The organism is Stenotrophomonas sp., assembly GCF_035634915.1.
Lineage (GTDB): Bacteria > Pseudomonadota > Gammaproteobacteria > Xanthomonadales > Xanthomonadaceae > Stenotrophomonas.
Genome location: NZ_DASQCB010000002.1, coordinates 144,039 through 161,739, shown reverse-complemented (window position 1 = coordinate 161,739; position 17,701 = coordinate 144,039). Strand labels below are relative to the sequence as shown.

Genomic DNA, 17,701 nt, shown 5'->3' with positions numbered 1-17,701 from the left:
CATGTCCGAGTCCCCCGCCCCGCGCCCGTCCCGCCCGCTGCCGCCGGTAGCCATCGTGATCGGTGTGCTGTTCTTCTTCGGCCTGCTCGGGCTGATGATCTACGGGGTGATGAAATCGGGCGACCCGCAGCGCGACGTGCTGCCCTCGGCACTGATCGACAAGCCGGCACCGGCCTTCGCCCTGCCGGTGCTGCACGATCCCAGCATGACCGTGCGCAGCGAAGAGCTGCGCGGTGCGCCTTACCTGTTGAACGTGTGGGGCAGCTGGTGCGCGGCCTGCCGCGAAGAGCACCCGGTGCTGACCCGCTTCGCCGAGAGCAAGCGCGTGCGCGTGATCGGCTACAACTGGAAGGATGAGCCGACCGACGCGCTGCACTGGCTGGAAACGCTGGGCAACCCGTTCATGGTGGTGCTGAGCGATGTCGAAGGCCGCACCGCCATCGACTGGGGCGTGACCGCCGCGCCGGAAACCTTCCTGGTCGACGGCAGCGGCATCGTGCGCTGGAAGTACAGCGGTGCGATGACCCAGCAGGTGGTCGACGAGAAGCTGATTCCTGCGCTGCAGAAGATCGAGAAGGCCCAGGGCAATGCCGATGCCGGCCTGCACGGTAATCCGTAAGCCGCTGCACTGGCTGCTGCTTGCGCTGCTGATGGCGGCGGCGCTGCCCGCGCCTGCCCAGCAGCCGCTGCACGACCCGCGTCCGCTCGCCTTCCGCGACGCGGCCGAAGAAGCCCGATTCCACGACCTGGCCGCGCAGCTGCGCTGTGTGCAGTGCCAGAACCAGTCGCTGGCCGATTCCAACGCTCAGATCGCCCAGGACCTGCGCCGCGAGGTGCTGCAGCTGATGCAGCAGGGCCTCGACGATGCGCAGATCAAGCAGTTCCTGGTCGCCCGCTACGGTGAGTTCGTGCTTTACCAGCCGCCGCTGCAGCCGGGCACCTGGCTGTTGTGGGGCGGCCCGCTGCTGCTGCTCGGCGCCGGTGGCGCGGTGGTGCTGGCGGTTGTGCGCCGCCGTGGCCGCAACGTCGCGCCTGCACCTGGCGGCGGCAGCGATGAAGGAGATGGCTGGTGAGCAACCTTCTGCCCGTGCTGGCCGGCCTGGTCGCCGCGCTGGTGGCGGCGCTGGTGCTGTGGCCGCTGCGCCGGCAGGGCCCGCGCGGCTTCGTGCTGGGCGTGCTGGCACTGGGCGTGGCCGGTGCGTGCCTGTATCTGCTGGTGGGTGACCCGCGCGCGGCACAGATGCAACCGACGCCATCGGTCGCCACCCTGCGTGATGGGGTGAAAGCGCTGCAGCAGGCATTGCAGCGTGACCCGCAGCGCGCCGATGGCTGGGCGCTGCTGGGCCGATCGCAGGCCGAACTGGGCGATGCACGCGCCGCCGCCGATGCCTTCGCCCGCGCTGCCGCGCTGGCCCCGGAGGATGCCGGCGTGCTGGTGGAAGCCGCACAGGCGCGTGCGCAGGCCGATGCAGGCAAACAGTTCGATGACACCGCGATGGAGTGGCTGCAGCAGGCCCGTCGCCTGGCACCGGGGGCAGAACGGGCCAGCTGGCTGTTGGGCATCGCCCTGCGCCAGCGCGGCCGCAATGCCGAAGCCGCCGACGTCTGGAGCGCCCTGTTGCCGCGTCTGGAACCGGGTGCGGCGCAGGCGCTGCAGGCGCAGATCGCCATCGCCCGCGAGGCGGCGGGCCAGGCCGCCGACGCACCGGCGACGGAAGCGCCCGCCTTGCTGCAGGTCCGCGTGCAACTGCCCGACGCGGTGAAGCACGGCGACTGGCCGGCGACCACCCAGGTCTTCGTCCTCGCCCGCGCCGTCGGCGGCCCCCCCATGCCGGTGGCCGCGCGCAGACTGCCGCTGGACGGATTCCCGGCCACCGTCGGTCTGGGCGACGGCGACAGCCCGATGCCGACCGCACCGCTGTCGGCGCACACCGAGGTGGAGGTGCTGGCGCGCATTTCGCGCAGTGGCAGCGCCAACCGCAGCGAAGGCGACCTGCAGAGCGAGGTGGTGCGGGTGACACTGCCGCACGACGGCATGGTGGAACTGCGGTTTCCTTGACCTGCAGCCGAGCATGGGCTCGGCTCCACAGTAGATCCAGGCCATGCGTGGATACCGGCCCCAATGGAAACCAGCGTGTCGCCTGCTGCACAGGCGGCCCCGCTAGAATGCCCGCATGACCGAATTCATCCCGCCCGGCACCCGCTTCCATGCCCTGCCCTCGCCGTTCCCGTTCAAGCGCGGTGGCGCCCTGCACGGTGGGCGCGTGGCCTACGAGACCTGGGGCACGCTGGCTGCCGACGGCCGCAACGCGGTCCTGATCGTCACCGGCCTGTCGCCGGACGCGCACGCCGCCGCCAATGCCGACAATCCTGCCCCAGGCTGGTGGGAAGCGATGGTCGGCGCAGGCAAGCCGATCGATACCGACCGCTGGTTCGTGGTCTGCGTCAATTCACTGGGCAGCTGCAAGGGCTCCACCGGCCCCGCCTCGTTGAACCCGGCCACGGGCGAACCGTATCGGCTCGACTTCCCGGAACTGTCGGTGGAAGACGGCGCACGTGCCGCCATCGACGTGGTGCGCGCCCTGGGCATCCAGCAACTGGCCTGCGTGGTCGGCAATTCGATGGGCGGCATGACCGCGCTGGCGGTGCTGATGCTGCAGCCGGGCATCGCCCGCAGCCACATCAACATTTCCGGCAGCGCGCAGGCATTGCCGTTCTCCATCGCGATCCGCTCGCTGCAGCGCGAAGCCATCCGCCTGGACCCGCAGTGGAACGGCGGACGCTACAGCGAAACCGAGTACCCGGAATCGGGCATGCGCATGGCTCGCAAGCTGGGCGTCATCACCTACCGCTCCGCACTGGAATGGGATGGCCGCTTCGGCCGCGTGCGGCTGGATTCGGACCAGACCGACGATGATCCGTTCGGCCTGGAATTCCAGGTCGAGAGCTATCTTGAAGGCCATGCACGGCGTTTCGTGCGCTTCTTCGATCCGAACTGCTACCTGTACCTGAGCCGTTCGATGGACTGGTTCGACCTGGCCGAGTACGCCGACGGCGACGTGCTGGCCGGGCTGGCGAAGATCCGCATCGAAAAGGCACTGGCCATCGGCGCCAACACCGACATCCTGTTCCCGGTGCAGCAACAGCAGCAGGTGGCTGACGGCCTGCGTGCCGGCGGCGCCGATGCGCAGTTCATCGGCCTGGATTCGCCGCAGGGCCACGACGCGTTCCTCGTCGATTTCGAGCGCTTCGGCCCGGCCGTGCGCGGCTTCCTCGACGCGCTGTAAGTGGCCTGGCGGCGCAACCTGGCGCTGGCCGCGTTCGGCGCGCTCATCGCGTTGATGGTCAGCGCCGTGCTGCCGCTGTGGCTGGGGGGCTGGTGCCTGCTGGCCAGTGCGCTGTCGTTCGGTCTGTACGGGCACGACAAGCGCGCAGCACAGCGGAAGCAGTGGCGCATTCCCGAGCGCACCCTGCAGCTGCTGGCCTTTGCCGGTGGCTGGCCGGGCGCGCTGTTGGGCCAGGCCCTGTTCCGGCACAAGCACCGCAAGGCGGAATTTCAGTGGGTGTTCTGGATGTGCGTGCTGGCGAACGTCGCGTCGATCGCGGTGATGCTGCGCGAATTTTCGCGGTAACCAAGCGCCGTCCGCACGACACCTGTAGAGCCGAGCATGGGCTCGGCTCTACAGTAGATCCACGCCATGCGTGGATGGGCCGGCCACCGCGACTACGTTTCCCGCACCAACGCACCATCACGCAGGCGATACCGGACATCCACCACGCCTTCGGGCAGGTCGTCGTGGGTAATCATCAACAGACTGCGCCCGTCCAGCAGGCCGGCCAGGTCCTGCAGCAACGCGTGTGCGGTGTCCACGTCCAGCCCTTCGGTCGGCTCGTCCAGCAGCAGGATCGGCGCATTGCGCAGCAGCGCGCGGGCCAAGGCCAACCGCCGTGCCTGCCCAGCCGACATCGTCGCGCCGTTCTCGCCCACCCAGGTGTGCAGGCCGCCGCTGCGCTCGGCCCACTCGCCCAGGCGCACGCGCCGCAGTACCGCCCACAGGGCGTCATCGCTGGCGTCCGGATCCCCCAGCCGCAGGTTGTCGGCCACCGTGCCGGCAAACACCGGCGCGTTCTGCGGCAGCCATGCCAGCTGCCGATGCCAATCGGCCTGGGCGAAGTCGCGCAGGTCGCGGCCTCCGTAGCTCACGCGGCCCTGCTGCGGGTCCCACAGGCGCAGCAGCAGGCTCGACAGGGTGGTCTTTCCGCAACCACTGTCACCCCCGATGGCAATGCGTTCCCCCGGCGCGAGCGTCAACCGCAGGCCCGCCAGCACCGGCCGCGCCGCGCCCGGCCAGCGGAAATGCACGTCGTCCCACGCCACCGTTGCAGCCGGCGGTACCGGCTGTGGCTGCGCAGGATCTTCCACCGTCGGTGCCTGCTCGACGATGGCCTGCAGGCGGTCGGCGGCAATACGGCCGGACTGCAACGACTGCCAGGCCAGACCCATGCCCGCCCACAGTTCGATCATCGCCACGGTGAGGAACACCAGACCGGCCGCCATTTCCGCAGGAATGCGCTGCTGCTCGGCCGCATGCAGGGCCAGCGCCAGCATCGCCACCAGGCCCAGCCCGGCCACCAGGCCATGCAGTGTGGCGGCCGCAATCAGCCGCCAGCGCCGACGCCGGTCCCGCGAGGCCAGCTGCTTGGCCGCCACCCGCACCTTCAACTGCCAGGCGGCATCGGCATGCAGCGCCGCCAGATCACCCGCGCCCTCCAGGCCTTCAAACGCTGCAGTACGCAACGCGGCGCGATGTGCGGCACGGTCGGCCTCTTCATCGTCATGCCCGCGCACGCCCAGCCACGGCACGCCAAAACCGATCAACAGCGCCAGCACGGCCAGCAGCAGCGCCGCCGAGGGCAGGATCAGCGCCGCCGACCCTATCGCCACCAGCGACAACGCGCCCAGCGCCAGCAGCGGCCCGATGGCACGCACCAGCAGGCCATCGACCTCGCCGATATCGCCCAGCAGGCGCGCCAGCAGTTCACCGGTGCGCGTGGCCCCCAGCCGCGCCGGGGCCAGCGGCAGCGCGCGGCGGAAGAACCACACGCGCAGGTCGCGGGCGATGCGCAACGTGGCATCGTGGCCCACCAGCTTCTCGAAGTAGCGCGACACGATGCGCGCCATGGTCAGGCCGCGGATGCCGGCCGAGGGCGAGAAGAAATTGAACCCCTGCGCCAGCCCGGCCGCACCGGCCAGCGCTGCAGCGGTCAGGAAGCCACCGGACAGGCCCAGCAGCGCGGTTCCGGCAAGCATCGTGACCCACAGCAGCAGCACGGTCAGCAGCAGGCGCGGACGGTGGCGAACGAACACCGCGCGCAGCGAATCGGGTGAACGGCTCATGCGCGCACCGCCTGTGCCGGGTCCACCAGCCGCCCTTCGGGAAGCAGCAGGCAGCGGTCGGCCCAGGCGATCACCGCCGGGCTGTGCGTGGCCACCACCACGCTGCGGCCGCGCGCATAGGCGGCCAGGCTGCGCAGCAGCGCCGCTTCGGTGTCGGCATCGAGGAAGGCGGTGGGCTCGTCCAGCAACAGGACCTGCGGGTCAAGCAGCAGCAGCCGGGCCAGGCCGATGCGCCGGGCTTCACCGCCGGACAGGCCGAAGCCGCGCTCACCGATCATCGTATCGAGCCCCTCCGGCAGGCGCTGGGCGAACTGCAGCACCTGCGCTGCCTCGGCCACCGCGCGCAGGCGCGCATCACTGGCGGCAGGGTCGGCCAGCCGCAGGTTGTCGGCAATCGAGCCATGGAACAGGTAGGGACGCTGGCTGGCATAGGCCACCTGCAGGCCGGGGCGCAGCTGCACACGCCCGGCCTGCGGCGGCAGCCAGCCCGCCAGCGCTTCCAGCAGCGTGCTCTTGCCCGAGCCGCTGGGGCCCACCAGGGCCAGGCGCTGGCCCGGCTCCAACTGCACATCCACGTCGCGCAGCACATCGTGTGCGGCCCCCAGCGGGCGCAGCACCAGACCCTGTGCCTGCAGCGGCGGCAGTGCGGCCTCGGCCGGCTCCACCGCCAGCGGTGCCATCGGCTCCTCGGCCATCGCCGGATCTTCGGGCAGCGCAAGCAGCAGGCGTTCCACTTCGGCTGCGGCAGCCAGCGCATTGGCGCGGTCGTGGTAATGCGCGGCCAGCCGCCGCAGCGGCGCGTAGAACTCCGGCGCCAGCAGCAGGCAGAACAATCCGGCCCCCAGCGTCGGCACCGTCGCATGCAGGGACATCAGACCCAGATAGCTCAGGCCAAGATACAGCGCGACCATCGCCACGCTCACCGAGGCGAAGAATTCCAGCACGGTGGACGACAGGAAGGCGATGCGCAGCACCTTCATCGTGCGCACGCGCACCCCTTCGGCGGCCGCTTCGATGCCGGCCAGTTCGGCCTCGCCGCGCCCGTACAGGCGCAGCAGGCCCAGGCCCTTGATGCGGTCGGCGAAGTGGCCGCTCATGCGTGCCAGTTCACCCAGCTGCGCGCGCCCGGCCGCTTCGGCGCCCCAGCCCACCAGCATCATGAAGAACGGCACCAGCGGCGCGGTGAACAGCAGGATCAGCGCCACCACCCAGTCCACCCAGGCCACCGCGGCCAGGATCAGCAGCGGCACCACCACCACTTCGGTGCGCACCGGCAGGAAACCGCTGTAATAGCTTTCGATGGCATCGCCGTGGTGCAGCATCAGTTCGCCCAGCTCGCCGGTACGGCGCTGGCGCAGCCACAGCGGGCCATGGCCGAGCAGGCGCGCGAACACGCGTTCACGCAGGGCCAGCCGGGCGGCATCGGCTACATCGCCAGCGGCGGCCTGGGTGGCGCTGCCCAGCAGCGTGCGCAGCACCAGCACCACCGCCAGCGCGGCCAGTACCGGCAGGCCGCTGGCCAAGGGTGCGCGCTCCACCAGCACCGCCTGCACCAGCCAGGCGATGGCCGCGGCCTGCCCGATCAGCAGCGCCCCGGACAGGCTGATGCACAGCGCCGCCAGGCGCTGCCGGCCCCGCGCTGAATGGGCCAGGCCCGCCAGCCACACCGTGCGGGCACGCCGCTGCAGGGTCGATTCTTCCTCGGCGGTACGCGGTCCGGCAGCGGTCGGTTCGGCAGGGCTCAAAGTCTTCACAGGCAGCGGGGGATGCTGGGCATTGTAGGCGCAGGCACGAGCGTCCTCCTGCGGCCAGCGGTCGCAGTGGTCACGGGAAAGGCATACGATCCCCTTGGGCACTCATTCATACATTGATCTGGATCAAGGCTGTTTGAAGTAGTCGGTCACATCATTCACCCGTAGACCACCCTTCCCGCCACCTGCAACGGCACTATCCACGAGGTAGCCAGGCCATGATTGATCAGACAGTCGTAGAACTGTCGCGGCTGCAATTCGCTCTGACCGCGATGTACCACTTCCTATTCGTCCCACTCACGCTCGGCCTGTCCTTCATGGTGGCCATCATGGAGAGCGTGTACGTCATGACCCGCAAACAGGTCTGGCGGCAGATGACCCTGTTCTGGGGCACGCTGTTCGGCATCAACTTCGCCATCGGCGTGGCCACCGGCCTGGTGATGGAATTCCAGTTCGGCATGAACTGGTCGTACTACAGCCACTACGTGGGTGACATCTTCGGTGCGCCGCTGGCCATCGAGGGCCTGATGGCCTTCTTCCTGGAAGCGACCTTCATCGGCCTGTTCTTCTTCGGCTGGAAGCGCCTGAGCCCGGTCAAGCACCTCACCGTGACCTGGTTGATGGCACTGGGCACCAACCTGTCGGCGGTGTGGATCCTGATCGCCAACGGCTGGATGCAGAACCCGACCGGTGCGGTGTTCAACCCGGACACGATGCGCATGGAAGTGGTGGACTTCGCCGCCGTGCTGCTGAACCCGGTGGCGCAGGCCAAGTTCGTGCACACCGTCAGCGCCGGCTACGTCACCGGCGCCATCTTCGTGATGTCCATCAGCGCCCTGTACCTGCTGCGCAACAAGCACAAGGACATGGCCCGCCGCTCGTTCGCGGTGGCCGCCGCCTTCGGCCTGCTGTCCTCGCTGTCGGTGGTGGTGCTGGGTGACGAAAGTGGTTACGCCGCCAGCGAACACCAGAAGATGAAGCTGGCCGCGATTGAAGCGATGTGGGAAACCGAGCGTGCGCCGGCCGACTTCACCGCCTTCGGTATTCCCAACCAGACCACCCACCAGAACGACTACGCGATCAAGATCCCGTACCTGATGGGCCTGATCGCCACGCGTTCGCTGGACCAGCCGATTCCGGGCATCCTGGAACTGGTGGACCGCGCCGAACACCGCATCCGCGGTGGCCAGATCGCCTATGGCGCGCTGGAACGCATCAAGAAGGACAAGACCGATCTGCAGGCGCGCGAGATGTTCGACCGCCACTGGCAGGATCTGGGCCATGGCCTGCTGCTGAAGCGCTACCGCGAGGACATCCTCAACGCCACCCCGGAAGAAATCTCCAAGGCGGCGATGGATACCGTGCCGCGCGTGGCGCCGCTGTTCTGGACCTTCCGCATCATGGCCGGCCTGGGCTTCTACCTGATCGCCTTCTTCGCCCTGGCGTTCTACTACTCCTGCCGCAACACCTTCCAGGACAAGCGCTGGTTCCTGAAGCTGGCGGTGTGGAGCCTGCCGGTGCCGTGGATCGCGATCGAATGTGGCTGGTTCGTGGCCGAGTACGGCCGCCAGCCGTGGGCGGTGGATGGCGTGCTGCCCACCTTCTACGCCGCATCGGGCCTGGCCCTGCATGAAATCCTGACCACGCTGGCCATCTTCACCGCCACCTACACGGTGCTGCTGGTCATCGAGATCAAGCTGATGCTCAAGGCCGTGCGTACCGGACCGGATGACATCCTGCCCACGCTGCAGGCCGACATCCGCCCCGTTTCCCCCACTGCAGCCGCTGCCGGCCAGGCCTGAGGCAGGAGAACCCAGATGGAATTCATTGCACTTGATTACACCACGCTCCGCGTGATCTGGTGGCTGCTGCTCGGCATCCTGCTGGTCGGCTGGGCGGTGATGGACGGCTTCGACCTGGGCGTCGGCACTCTGTTGCCGTTCGTGGCGAAAACCGATGAGGAACGCCGGCTGGTCATCAACACCGTCGGCCCGGTCTGGGAAGGCAACCAGGTCTGGCTGGTGCTGGGTGGCGGCGCGATCTTCGCCGCGTGGCCGCCGCTGTATGCGGTCAGTTTCTCCGGCTTCTACCTGGCCGTGTTTGCCATGCTGTTCGGCCTGATCCTGCGCCCGGTCGGCTTCAAGTACCGCAGCAAGATGCCGTCCAAGCGCTGGCGCGACACCTGGGACATCGTGCTGTTCGTGGGCGGCCTGCTGCCGGGCCTGATCGCCGGCGTGGCGGTGGGCAACGTGCTGCTGGGCGTGCCGTTCCACTTCGATGACACCCTGCGCGTGACCTACACCGGTTCGTTCTTCGGCCTGCTCACCCCGTTCGCGCTGGTGGCCGGCCTGATCAGCGTGGCCATGCTGGTTGCGCACGGTGCGGCCATGCTGGTCATCAAGACCGACGGCCCGGTGGCCGAACGTGCAGCGCGATTTGGCAGCGTCGCCGCGATCATCAGCTTCGTGCTGTTCGCGGTGGCGGGCATCTGGGTGGCCTTCGGCCTGCCCGGCTACCAGATCACCTCGCAGGTGGTGACCGACGGCCCGACCAACCCGCTGTTGAAGACGGCTGAAATCGGCACCGCGGCCGGTGGCTGGCTGCGCAACTACAGCAGCATGCCGGCCACGATCGTGTTCCCGGTGCTGGGCCTGCTGGGCGCACTGGCCAGTGCGGTGCTGCTGCGGGCACGCCGTGGCGGCCTGGCCTTCATCGCCTCGGGTGCGTCCATCGCCGGCATCATCCTTACCGTGGGCTTTGCCATCTTCCCCTTCCTGCTGCCGTCCTCCAGCCAGCCCACCTCCAGCCTGACCGTCTGGGACAGTTCGTCCAGCCATCTGACGCTGTGGATCATGCTGCTGGCCACGGCCATCTTCCTGCCGATCGTGCTGGCCTACACCACCTGGGTGTACCGCGTGCTGAAGGGCAAGACGACGGCTGAAGAAATGGGCGACAACCCGAACGCGTATTGATTTGAAGCAAGGTGTGCCGGCCAACGGTCGGCACTTACCGCAAGCACTGTGTGCCGGCCAACGGCCGGCATCCACCGAATGAAGGAGAGTGAACATGTGGTACTTCGCCTGGATTCTCGGCACCGGCCTGGCCTCCACCGTGGCCATCCTCAACGGCATGTGGTTCGAATCGCGCGAGCGGAACCGGCTCGAGCAGGAAAACCGTCGCTGAGCTGTAAAAAAACCTTGCCGCCTTGGCCTTCACACGGTATCTTAGGCGGCTCCTTCGGGGTGTAGCTCAGTCTGGTAGAGCGCTACGTTCGGGACGTAGAGGTCGCAGGTTCGAATCCTGTCTCCCCGACCACTTCGGTGGTCGCATTGAAGCCTGGTGAAGTCGTCCAGGCTTTTTTGTTCCCTGAAGGAGGGCACTGCCCCGGCAGTGTGAAGAAACAGCATTTACCCCTTGCCGCCATCGGGGTGAATGGATAGAATAGGCGGCTCCCTTCGGGGTGTAGCTCAGTCTGGTAGAGCGCTACGTTCGGGACGTAGAGGTCGCAGGTTCGAATCCTGTCTCCCCGACCACTCCGGTGGTCACCAAGAAGCCTGGAAGACGACAGTCTCCCGGGTTTTTTTGTGCCTGTCGCCCAGGGTTGCAGCGGGGCAAGGCAGCACCCCTGCCCCGCCACGTTGCCTCAGCAGGGCCGCACGTTCAGGCTGGCATACATCGCCAGCGCGCGGCAGGCCTGCATCAGACCCTCCACCCCACGCTCGCCCACATCCTGTTCGGGGCCGCCATCCTGGCGCGCGCGCTCGGCTGCCAGCAGAATGTCATGCACGGTGCGCAGCCCCACCAGTGCGCAGTCCAGATCGGCCAGGGCCATGCGCCGGCCCAGGCCGAGCTGCCGTTCGGGCCAGGGGCGGCCATCGGAACCACCTCCGCTGTTGATGCCACGCAGCTGCGCAACGAAGGTGATGGGTTCGCCAGCGGTATCGGCATTGGCCGATGCGACGCCGGGCGGCGGGACGGAAACATCAGGGGTCTTCATGGGCTTTCTCCATGCAAGGAACACGGTGACCCCGCCGGCAAAGGCGGCGGGCGATACGTGGCTGCAAAAACCCGGCTGACTCAGTTCGGGCGGATGTGCTCGCGCACACCCCCACGCACCGCCCGCCATGGAACGCGGACGGATTGCCAGCCGGCGCCGCGCGAAGCGACGCCGGCTGGCAAGCGTATACAACAAGTCAGCTCGGGTTTTGCAGTCCCGGCCACCCTTTTCCGGTGGCATGCGAAGGTGTAAACGCCCACGCACGATGTGCCAATGGGCAAACGCGCCACTGCAACTATTCGTACGGTTTGCGACATTGTGGCACGGGGCCCGCAGGCGTCCAGAGACAAGGCCTGCACACTCGCCAAGGCGGTTGAGCGACGGGGCACTGTGCGACGACTGCCCACGGCCACGCAGTGCTGATTGCGACAGTTCTGCGATGACACGACCGCAACCGCCCGGCCACGTACAATGTCCGCCTTCCCCTACCCACCTCACCGGCCCTGCCCGGTGCGGCGCTGCACGCCCTCGATGCCGCGTGCGCCACCTGCAAGGACTCCGCCATGACCTCCCCGACCCCGGCTTCACCCTCACTGCTGCACGGCCGCGTGCTGGCCTTCGCTGCCATCCTGCTGGCGGCGGTCAACCTGCGCACCGCAGTCACCTCCATCACCCCGCTGCTGGACGTGCTGGGCCAGCAGTTCGGCTTCGGCACCACCATGACCGGCGTGCTGGGCATGCTGCCGACCGCCTCGTTCGCGCTGTTCGGCGTGGCGACGCCCGCCGTGGCGCGGCGCCTGGGCCTGGAGCGCACCACCCTGCTGGCGATGACCCTGGCCATGGCCGGCCTGCTGCTGCGTTCCAGCGCCGGCAACGTGGGCACCCTGCTGCTGGGCTCGGTGATCGCGCTGGCCGGCATGGGCATCGGCAACGTGGTGGTGCCGCCGCTGGTGAAGCGCTACTTTGCCAACAAGGTCGGCACCATGAGCACGCTGTACATCAGCGTGCTGCAGCTGGGCACGATGACCCCGGCGCTGCTGGCGGTGCCGGTGGCCAACGCCGCAGGCTGGCGCGTTTCGCTGGGCATGTGGGCGCTGCTGGCGCTGGCCGCCGCGCTGCCGTGGCTGCTGCTGGCCCGCCGCGCGCCGAAGCCGGTACAGGACAGCAGCGATCCCACCGCGCAGCCGCATGGCAAGGTCTGGCGCACGTCGCTGGGCTGGAGCATGACGCTGATGTTCGGCATGACCTCGCTGATGACCTATTCGATGTTCACCTGGCTGCCGCGCATCGTGGTCGAAGCGGGCGCAACGCCGGCCTTCGGCGGGGTGATGGTGGCCGTGTTCTCGGCATTGGGCCTGCTGCCCTCGCTGGTGATTCCTTCATTGGCGGTGCGCCTGCCCAACCCGTTCCCGCTGGTGCTGATCGGTTTCTTCGCTTTCGTCATCGCCTTCACCGGCCTGCTGCTGGCACCGCTGAAGGCGCCGCTGCTGTGGGCGGCGCTGCTGGGCGTGGGCCCGTCCACGTTCCCGCTGGCACTGACCCTGATCAACCTGCGCACGCGCACGCCCACCGGCTCGGCGGCACTGTCGGGTTTCATGCAGGGCGTGGGCTACAGCTTCAGCTGCCTGGGGCCGTTCCTGGTGGGCTGGCTGCATACGGTCAGCGAGGGCTGGGCGCTGCCATTCGGCTTCCTGTTCGGCTGCGCGGCGCTGATGCTGTGCGCCTCGTGGGTGGCATGCAAGCCACGCAAGCTGGAAGACCTCTGGTAAACCCATGCCATGGATGGCAAGCCCGGGCAATTGGGGATGCAGTAGATCCACGCCATGCGTGGATGGGCGTGCACCGACGCCATCGAACAAGCTCGTCGCTACGCGAACGCGCGATGAACGACGACCACACCATGCGCGACCTCTACACATTGCCTGAGCATGCCCTCACGTAGCGTGCGGGTACAGGCTGCATTCCAGCCTGCATGCAGACGTGTTGGACGGCCAGGAGTTGCGATGGGTTTGTCGGGTGTGATGTCGCGGTGGCACTTTCCGGGTTCCTGCGGGCTGAGGCCCCCCTGCAGGCGGGCAGCGTAGATCTGCTGTTTGCCGTGTCACCGACGTCCAGACCCAGAAGGAAACCGCATGCCCTTCCCTCGTCCGCTGGCGCTCTGCGCCGGCCTGGCCTGTGCTGGCCTGGCTTTTCCCTCACTCGCCACCGCTGCAGCCCCAAGCAGCGCGCGTGACGATGCACTTGCCGAGATTGGCAGTTACCGCGACCAGGCCCGCTGGGTGGATGCGCTGGCGGCCATCGAACGCGCCCAGCAGCAGACGCCCGATGATCCGCTGCTGTACCGGCTGCAGGTGCTGACGCTGGGTGACATCGGTAGTGCCGGCCGCGCCTGGCACCTGTACCAAGCCAGGCCCGATCTGTTTGACGATGCACAGAAGCAGCGGCTGGAAGCGGATTACCTTGCACGGCGGGTGAACTGGAGCCTGGCCTACAGCAAGGAAGAAGACCGCCGCCTGGACGAAGCCGAGGCGGCCTTGGCCGAGATGGATCGGTACCCGCAACGCGATGGCCTGCAACACGATGGCATGCCAGTCACGCAGGCGCCGCTGCGCATCCGCATCGATCGCCTGGTCCTGCTCAACCGGCTGGGCCGCCACGCGCAGCTGCTGGCTGAAACAGAACAACTGCAGCAGCAGGGGCACGCCCTGCCCGACTATGTGCTGCCCGCCCTCGGCGATTCGCTGATGGCGCTGCAGCGCCCCACCGAGGCCATCGGTCCGCTCAGCACAGCGGTAGCCAATGATCCTTCGCGCAGCGCGTCGCGTTCGCAGCTGGCGTATGCCTACCTGGAAAGCGAACAGGCCGAGCGGGCCATCGATCACCTGCAGGCCTGGCAGAAGGACGCGCCGACATGGCGCCGGGGCGGCGGTGCAGAACCCTATGCCAACTGGGCCCGCCACGAAGCCGACCTCAATCTGGCGCTGATCCGCGCCTACAGCGGCGATCTGCCCGCGGCCCAGCATGCGCTGGAAGCACGCGTGGCCATCGGCCCGGCCAACAGTGGCCTGCAGACCGCACTGGGCAGTGTCTACCAGATGCGCGGCTGGCCCCGTCGCGGGCTGGAGCGGCAGCAGATGGCACAGACGCTGGACCCGCGCGACGTCGCCCCGCGCCTGGGCATGCACGAAGCCTATGTGCAGCTGCAGCGCGACGATCTGGCGCGCCCGCTGCACGATGCGCTGCTGCAGCAGTATCCCGACCAGCCCGGGGTGAAGCGCATGGATCGCGACTGGCGCGCCCATCGTGGCTGGCGGCTGCAGGCGCAGGCCGAAGGCGGACGCAGTTCGGGTGGCGGCGGCAGCTCGCCCCTGGGCAGCGATGATCTGCAGTACCGCACCGAAGTGGCCTCCCCGGTATTCGACGACCGCTGGCGCGTGTTTGCTTTCCTCGACCGTCGCGCCGTCAACTTCCAGCAGCAACGGATCGATCCGCTGTGGACCGGTGCAGGCCTGCGCTACCGCTTCGAGCAGGCCGATGCGGAGGCGGCCGTCGTGCATGCCAACGACGGCATCGGCGGCACCGGCCTGCGCGCCGGCTTCGGCTGGCAGTTCGACGACCACTGGCATGCCAGTGTCGTGGCGGCGCGCAACGATCCGGATGCCTCGATGCAGGCACGGGTCGCGGGCATCAGTGCCGACAGCATCGGCGTCAATGCGGACTACACCCGCGATGAACGCAGCCGCTGGAGCATGGCGGCCAGCCGCTTCCGCTACGACGATGGCAACCGCCGCGACAGCCTCAGCCTGGCCGCCGAGCAGCGCCTACTGACGCGTTCGCGCTTATTGGTCGATGGGCTTGGCAGTCTTTACACCAGCCGTGGCAGCGATGACGACGCCCCCTACTTCAATCCATCGCGCGACCGCTCGATGGAGATCGGCCTGCGCGTGGACCAGCTGCTGTGGCGGCGCTACGAACATCACCTGCGCCATCGCCTGACCGTGTCGGTCGGCAATTACTGGCAACACGGTTTTGGTGATGCCTTCGTGCCCACCCTGGCCTACCGCCATGAATGGCAGTTCGGTCCTGGCCGGGTGCTGGAATACGGGGTGAGCTGGTCGCGACCGGTCTACGACGGCCGGCGCGAACGCCATATCGGCTTTGACGCCGCACTGCGCTGGGGGCAATGAAATGATGTCGATACGAAGCGCGTGCCTGATGCTCGCCCTGTGCCTGCTGGCCGTCGCCCTGCCTGTGGCAGCGCGCGATGTCGACCTCGATGCGGCCGACAATGGCCTGCTGGTTCTCAGCTACCACGATGTGCGCGACGACGTGAGCGCAACCTCCGATGCCGATGCGTATGCGGTGAGCACGCAGAACTTCGCCGCCCATCTGGATTGGCTGTCGGCGCATGGCTACCACCCGGTTTCGCTGTCGCAGCTGATCGAGGCCTCGCGCGGCGGGGCGCGCCTGCCGCCCAAGCCGGTGCTGCTGACCTTCGATGACGGCCTGCGCAGCGTCTACACGCGGGTCTTCCCGCTGCTGCGCGCGTACCACTACCCGGCACTGGTGGCGTTGATCACCGATTACGTGGACATGGCCCCGGGGCGCAGCATCGATTACGGCTACCGCCGCTTCAGCCGTAATGATTTCCTGGACTGGAACCAGCTGCGCGAAATGCAGGCCAGTGGCCTGGTGGAGGTCGCCAGCCACACCGACAATCTGCACCGTGGCGTGCGATCCAACCCACAGGGCAATCAGACGCCGGCCGTCACCACCCGCATCTACGATCCGCAGGTGCAGCGTTACGAAACGACGCAGGCTTACCAGCAGCGCGTGCGCGACGATCTTGCCCGTAGCGCACTGCGCATTGAACAGGAGCTGGGCGTACGCCCGCAGGCCATCGTCTGGCCCTACGCTGCCTACAACCAGATGAGCAACCAGATCGCACGCGAACTGGGCATGCCGGTGTCATTCGATCTGGAAGGCCGCAGCACCCCGGTCGGCCACGATCTGCAGGGACTGGCCCGGCTGCTGGTGACCGGCAACCCCGACGTCAACGCACTGGCCTATGAACTGCGGCGCGACCCCGCCGTTGATGGCACGCGCGCGCTGCAGATCGATCTGGATGCGGTGTACGACGCCGACCCGGCGCAGCAGGCGCGCAACCTGGACACCCTGATCGAACGGGTCAAGCAGATCGGCCCGACCCACGTCTATCTGCAGGCCTTTGCCGACCCGGACGGCAACAACACCGCCGACGCGCTGTACTTTCCCAATCGGCACCTGCCGATGCGCGCGGACCTGTTCAACCGTGTTGCCTGGCAGCTGCACACGCGTGCCGGGGTGAAGGTCTACGCCTGGCTGCCGGTGCTGGGCTATGAACTGCCCGACCCGGCCAAGCGGGCCGCGCTGGGCATCCAGAGCCCGGAGCGCGACGGCATGTACCGGCTGGATTTCACCCGGCCACAGGCACGCCAGATCATCAAGGACATCTACGAGGATCTGGCGATCAATGGCTATTTCGAGGGCCTGCTGTTCCATGACGATGCCTACCTGCGCGACACCGAACTGGCGGATCTTGCACCGGAGGGCGAAGACGGCGGGCGTACCCGCGCGCTGATCGACTTCACCCTGGAGCTGCGCGACGCTGCACAGCGCTGGCGGCCGAAGCTGGCCACCGTGCGCAACCTGTATGCACAGCCGGTGCTGCACCCGCAGAGTGCGGCGTGGTTTGCCCAGCGCCTGGACCTGTTCAACCAGGCTTACGACCGCACCGCGTTGATGGCGATGCCATGGATGGAGAACAGCCCTGACCCGCAACGCTGGATGGATGCGCTGGTGCAGGCCGTTCGCGCACACGATCCGCAGCTGGAACACACCCTGTTCGAGCTGCAGACCGTCGACTGGCGCACGCGAAAGCCCATCAGCGGGCAGCGCCTGCGTGCCCAGGTCCGCCGCCTGCAGGCGCAGGGCGTGCGCCATCTGGCGTGGTACCCCGATGACTTCATCGGCAACCATCCGTCGGTGGAAGACGCGCGCGCGGCGATGTCGGCGCGGGATTTCCCTTATCCGGAACGGTGAGGCAATTTGCAGGGGGTGGGGTTCGGCAGGGCTTGCAGCCCTGCACCTGCTTCAAGCCACGGCCACAGCAACGGCAACGTCAAAAGCGGGCTTTCCGTGGGTTGGCGGGGTGGGTCCGGTTGAGGGGGACGCCGTGAACCCATCCATGGGGGCTTGGTCGCGGCATCCATGCCGCTCACACCCCCTCAACCGGACCCACCCCGCCTTCGACAGTTTCCCGCGATCTGTTGGAACCTACCGCTGATGGTGGGTGCCGACCGTTGGTCGGCACGGATGAATTCATTCGATATCTGATGGAAAAATCGTGTCGACCGAGGTCGACACCTACCAACAGCCGCCGGCCAACTGTCGAAGGTGGGGCGGTGTCGGATTGCGGGGTGTCCGCCGCATGGATGCGGCGGCCATGCCTACACGGACGTACTTGCGGCGTCCCCGCAGGCCGACACCGCCCCGCCCACCCACGGAATGCAGGCT

The 17,701-nt window shown here is 67.9% G+C and carries 14 protein-coding genes and 2 tRNA genes; 13 read left to right on the top strand and 3 right to left on the bottom strand.

Features of this window, described 5'->3' with window-relative positions; translation table 11 throughout:
* Nucleotide 1 precedes the first annotated feature (1 nt).
* The 5 genes from VER16_RS02010 (at nt 2) to VER16_RS01990 (ending at nt 3,632) form a co-directional block, all read left to right on the top strand.
* The gene (locus VER16_RS02010) at nt 2-619 is read left to right on the top strand and encodes a DsbE family thiol:disulfide interchange protein (RefSeq protein WP_079222496.1); all 618 of its coding nucleotides are present in this window, start codon (nt 2-4) and stop codon (nt 617-619) included.
* Between the two features lie 4 nt (nt 620-623).
* Nucleotides 624-1,073, top strand: coding sequence for a cytochrome c-type biogenesis protein (locus VER16_RS02005; protein ID WP_324805401.1), 450 nt, complete (start codon nt 624-626; stop codon nt 1,071-1,073).
* Nucleotides 1,067-2,059: a c-type cytochrome biogenesis protein CcmI/CycH gene (locus VER16_RS02000; RefSeq protein ID WP_324805400.1), complete on the top strand. Its 993-nt coding sequence runs from the start codon at nt 1,067-1,069 to the stop codon at nt 2,057-2,059. Before VER16_RS02005 ends, VER16_RS02000 begins: the two co-directional genes overlap by 7 nt.
* 115 nt (nt 2,060-2,174) lie before the next feature.
* Nucleotides 2,175-3,287, top strand: coding sequence for a homoserine O-acetyltransferase MetX (metX, locus tag VER16_RS01995; RefSeq protein WP_324805192.1), 1,113 nt, complete (start codon nt 2,175-2,177; stop codon nt 3,285-3,287).
* The gene (locus VER16_RS01990; protein WP_324805191.1) at nt 3,288-3,632 is read left to right on the top strand and encodes a DUF1294 domain-containing protein; all 345 of its coding nucleotides are present in this window, start codon (nt 3,288-3,290) and stop codon (nt 3,630-3,632) included.
* Between the two features lie 92 nt (nt 3,633-3,724).
* Here the strand turns inward: VER16_RS01990 and cydC are convergent, their stop codons facing one another.
* Together cydC and cydD are read right to left on the bottom strand one after the other, a co-directional pair.
* Complete coding sequence (cydC, locus tag VER16_RS01985; protein ID WP_324805190.1) at nt 3,725-5,398, bottom strand: thiol reductant ABC exporter subunit CydC; 1,674 nt, start codon at nt 5,396-5,398, stop codon at nt 3,725-3,727.
* The gene (cydD, locus tag VER16_RS01980; protein WP_324805399.1) at nt 5,395-7,143 is read right to left on the bottom strand and encodes a thiol reductant ABC exporter subunit CydD; all 1,749 of its coding nucleotides are present in this window, start codon (nt 7,141-7,143) and stop codon (nt 5,395-5,397) included. The genes cydC and cydD overlap by 4 nt, the downstream gene beginning before the upstream one ends.
* A 224-nt stretch (nt 7,144-7,367) precedes the next feature.
* Between cydD and VER16_RS01975 the strand changes: the two genes are divergently transcribed.
* From VER16_RS01975 to VER16_RS01955, 5 genes are all read left to right on the top strand, one after another.
* On the top strand, nt 7,368-8,951 hold the full coding sequence (locus VER16_RS01975; protein ID WP_324805188.1) for a cytochrome ubiquinol oxidase subunit I: 1,584 nt from the start codon (nt 7,368-7,370) through the stop codon (nt 8,949-8,951).
* Between the two features lie 15 nt (nt 8,952-8,966).
* A complete protein-coding gene (gene cydB, locus VER16_RS01970; RefSeq protein ID WP_324805187.1) occupies nt 8,967-10,121 on the top strand; it encodes a cytochrome d ubiquinol oxidase subunit II in 1,155 nt (384 codons plus the stop codon).
* A 94-nt stretch (nt 10,122-10,215) separates the two neighbouring features.
* Nucleotides 10,216-10,332: a cytochrome bd-I oxidase subunit CydX gene (gene cydX / locus VER16_RS01965; RefSeq protein ID WP_324805186.1), complete on the top strand. Its 117-nt coding sequence runs from the start codon at nt 10,216-10,218 to the stop codon at nt 10,330-10,332.
* A 55-nt stretch (nt 10,333-10,387) separates the two neighbouring features.
* Nucleotides 10,388-10,464: transfer RNA gene (locus VER16_RS01960), tRNA-Pro, on the top strand.
* 141 nt (nt 10,465-10,605) lie between these two features.
* Nucleotides 10,606-10,682: transfer RNA gene (locus VER16_RS01955), tRNA-Pro, on the top strand.
* A gap of 110 nt (nt 10,683-10,792) precedes the next feature.
* Here the strand turns inward: VER16_RS01955 and VER16_RS01950 are convergent.
* Nucleotides 10,793-11,146: a hypothetical protein gene (locus VER16_RS01950; protein WP_324805185.1), complete on the bottom strand. Its 354-nt coding sequence runs from the start codon at nt 11,144-11,146 to the stop codon at nt 10,793-10,795.
* Nucleotides 11,147-11,709: 563 nt separating this feature from the next.
* Between VER16_RS01950 and VER16_RS01945 the strand changes: the two genes are divergently transcribed.
* From VER16_RS01945 to pgaB, 3 genes are all read left to right on the top strand, one after another.
* Nucleotides 11,710-12,915: an MFS transporter gene (locus tag VER16_RS01945; protein ID WP_324805183.1), complete on the top strand. Its 1,206-nt coding sequence runs from the start codon at nt 11,710-11,712 to the stop codon at nt 12,913-12,915.
* Between the two features lie 363 nt (nt 12,916-13,278).
* Entirely contained in the window at nt 13,279-15,333 is a 2,055-nt protein-coding gene (gene pgaA / locus VER16_RS01940) for a poly-beta-1,6 N-acetyl-D-glucosamine export porin PgaA (RefSeq protein WP_324805182.1), read from the top strand.
* Between the two features lie 28 nt (nt 15,334-15,361).
* Complete coding sequence (gene pgaB / locus VER16_RS01935; RefSeq protein WP_324805181.1) at nt 15,362-17,227, top strand: poly-beta-1,6-N-acetyl-D-glucosamine N-deacetylase PgaB; 1,866 nt, start codon at nt 15,362-15,364, stop codon at nt 17,225-17,227.
* Nucleotides 17,228-17,701: the final 474 nt, after the last annotated feature.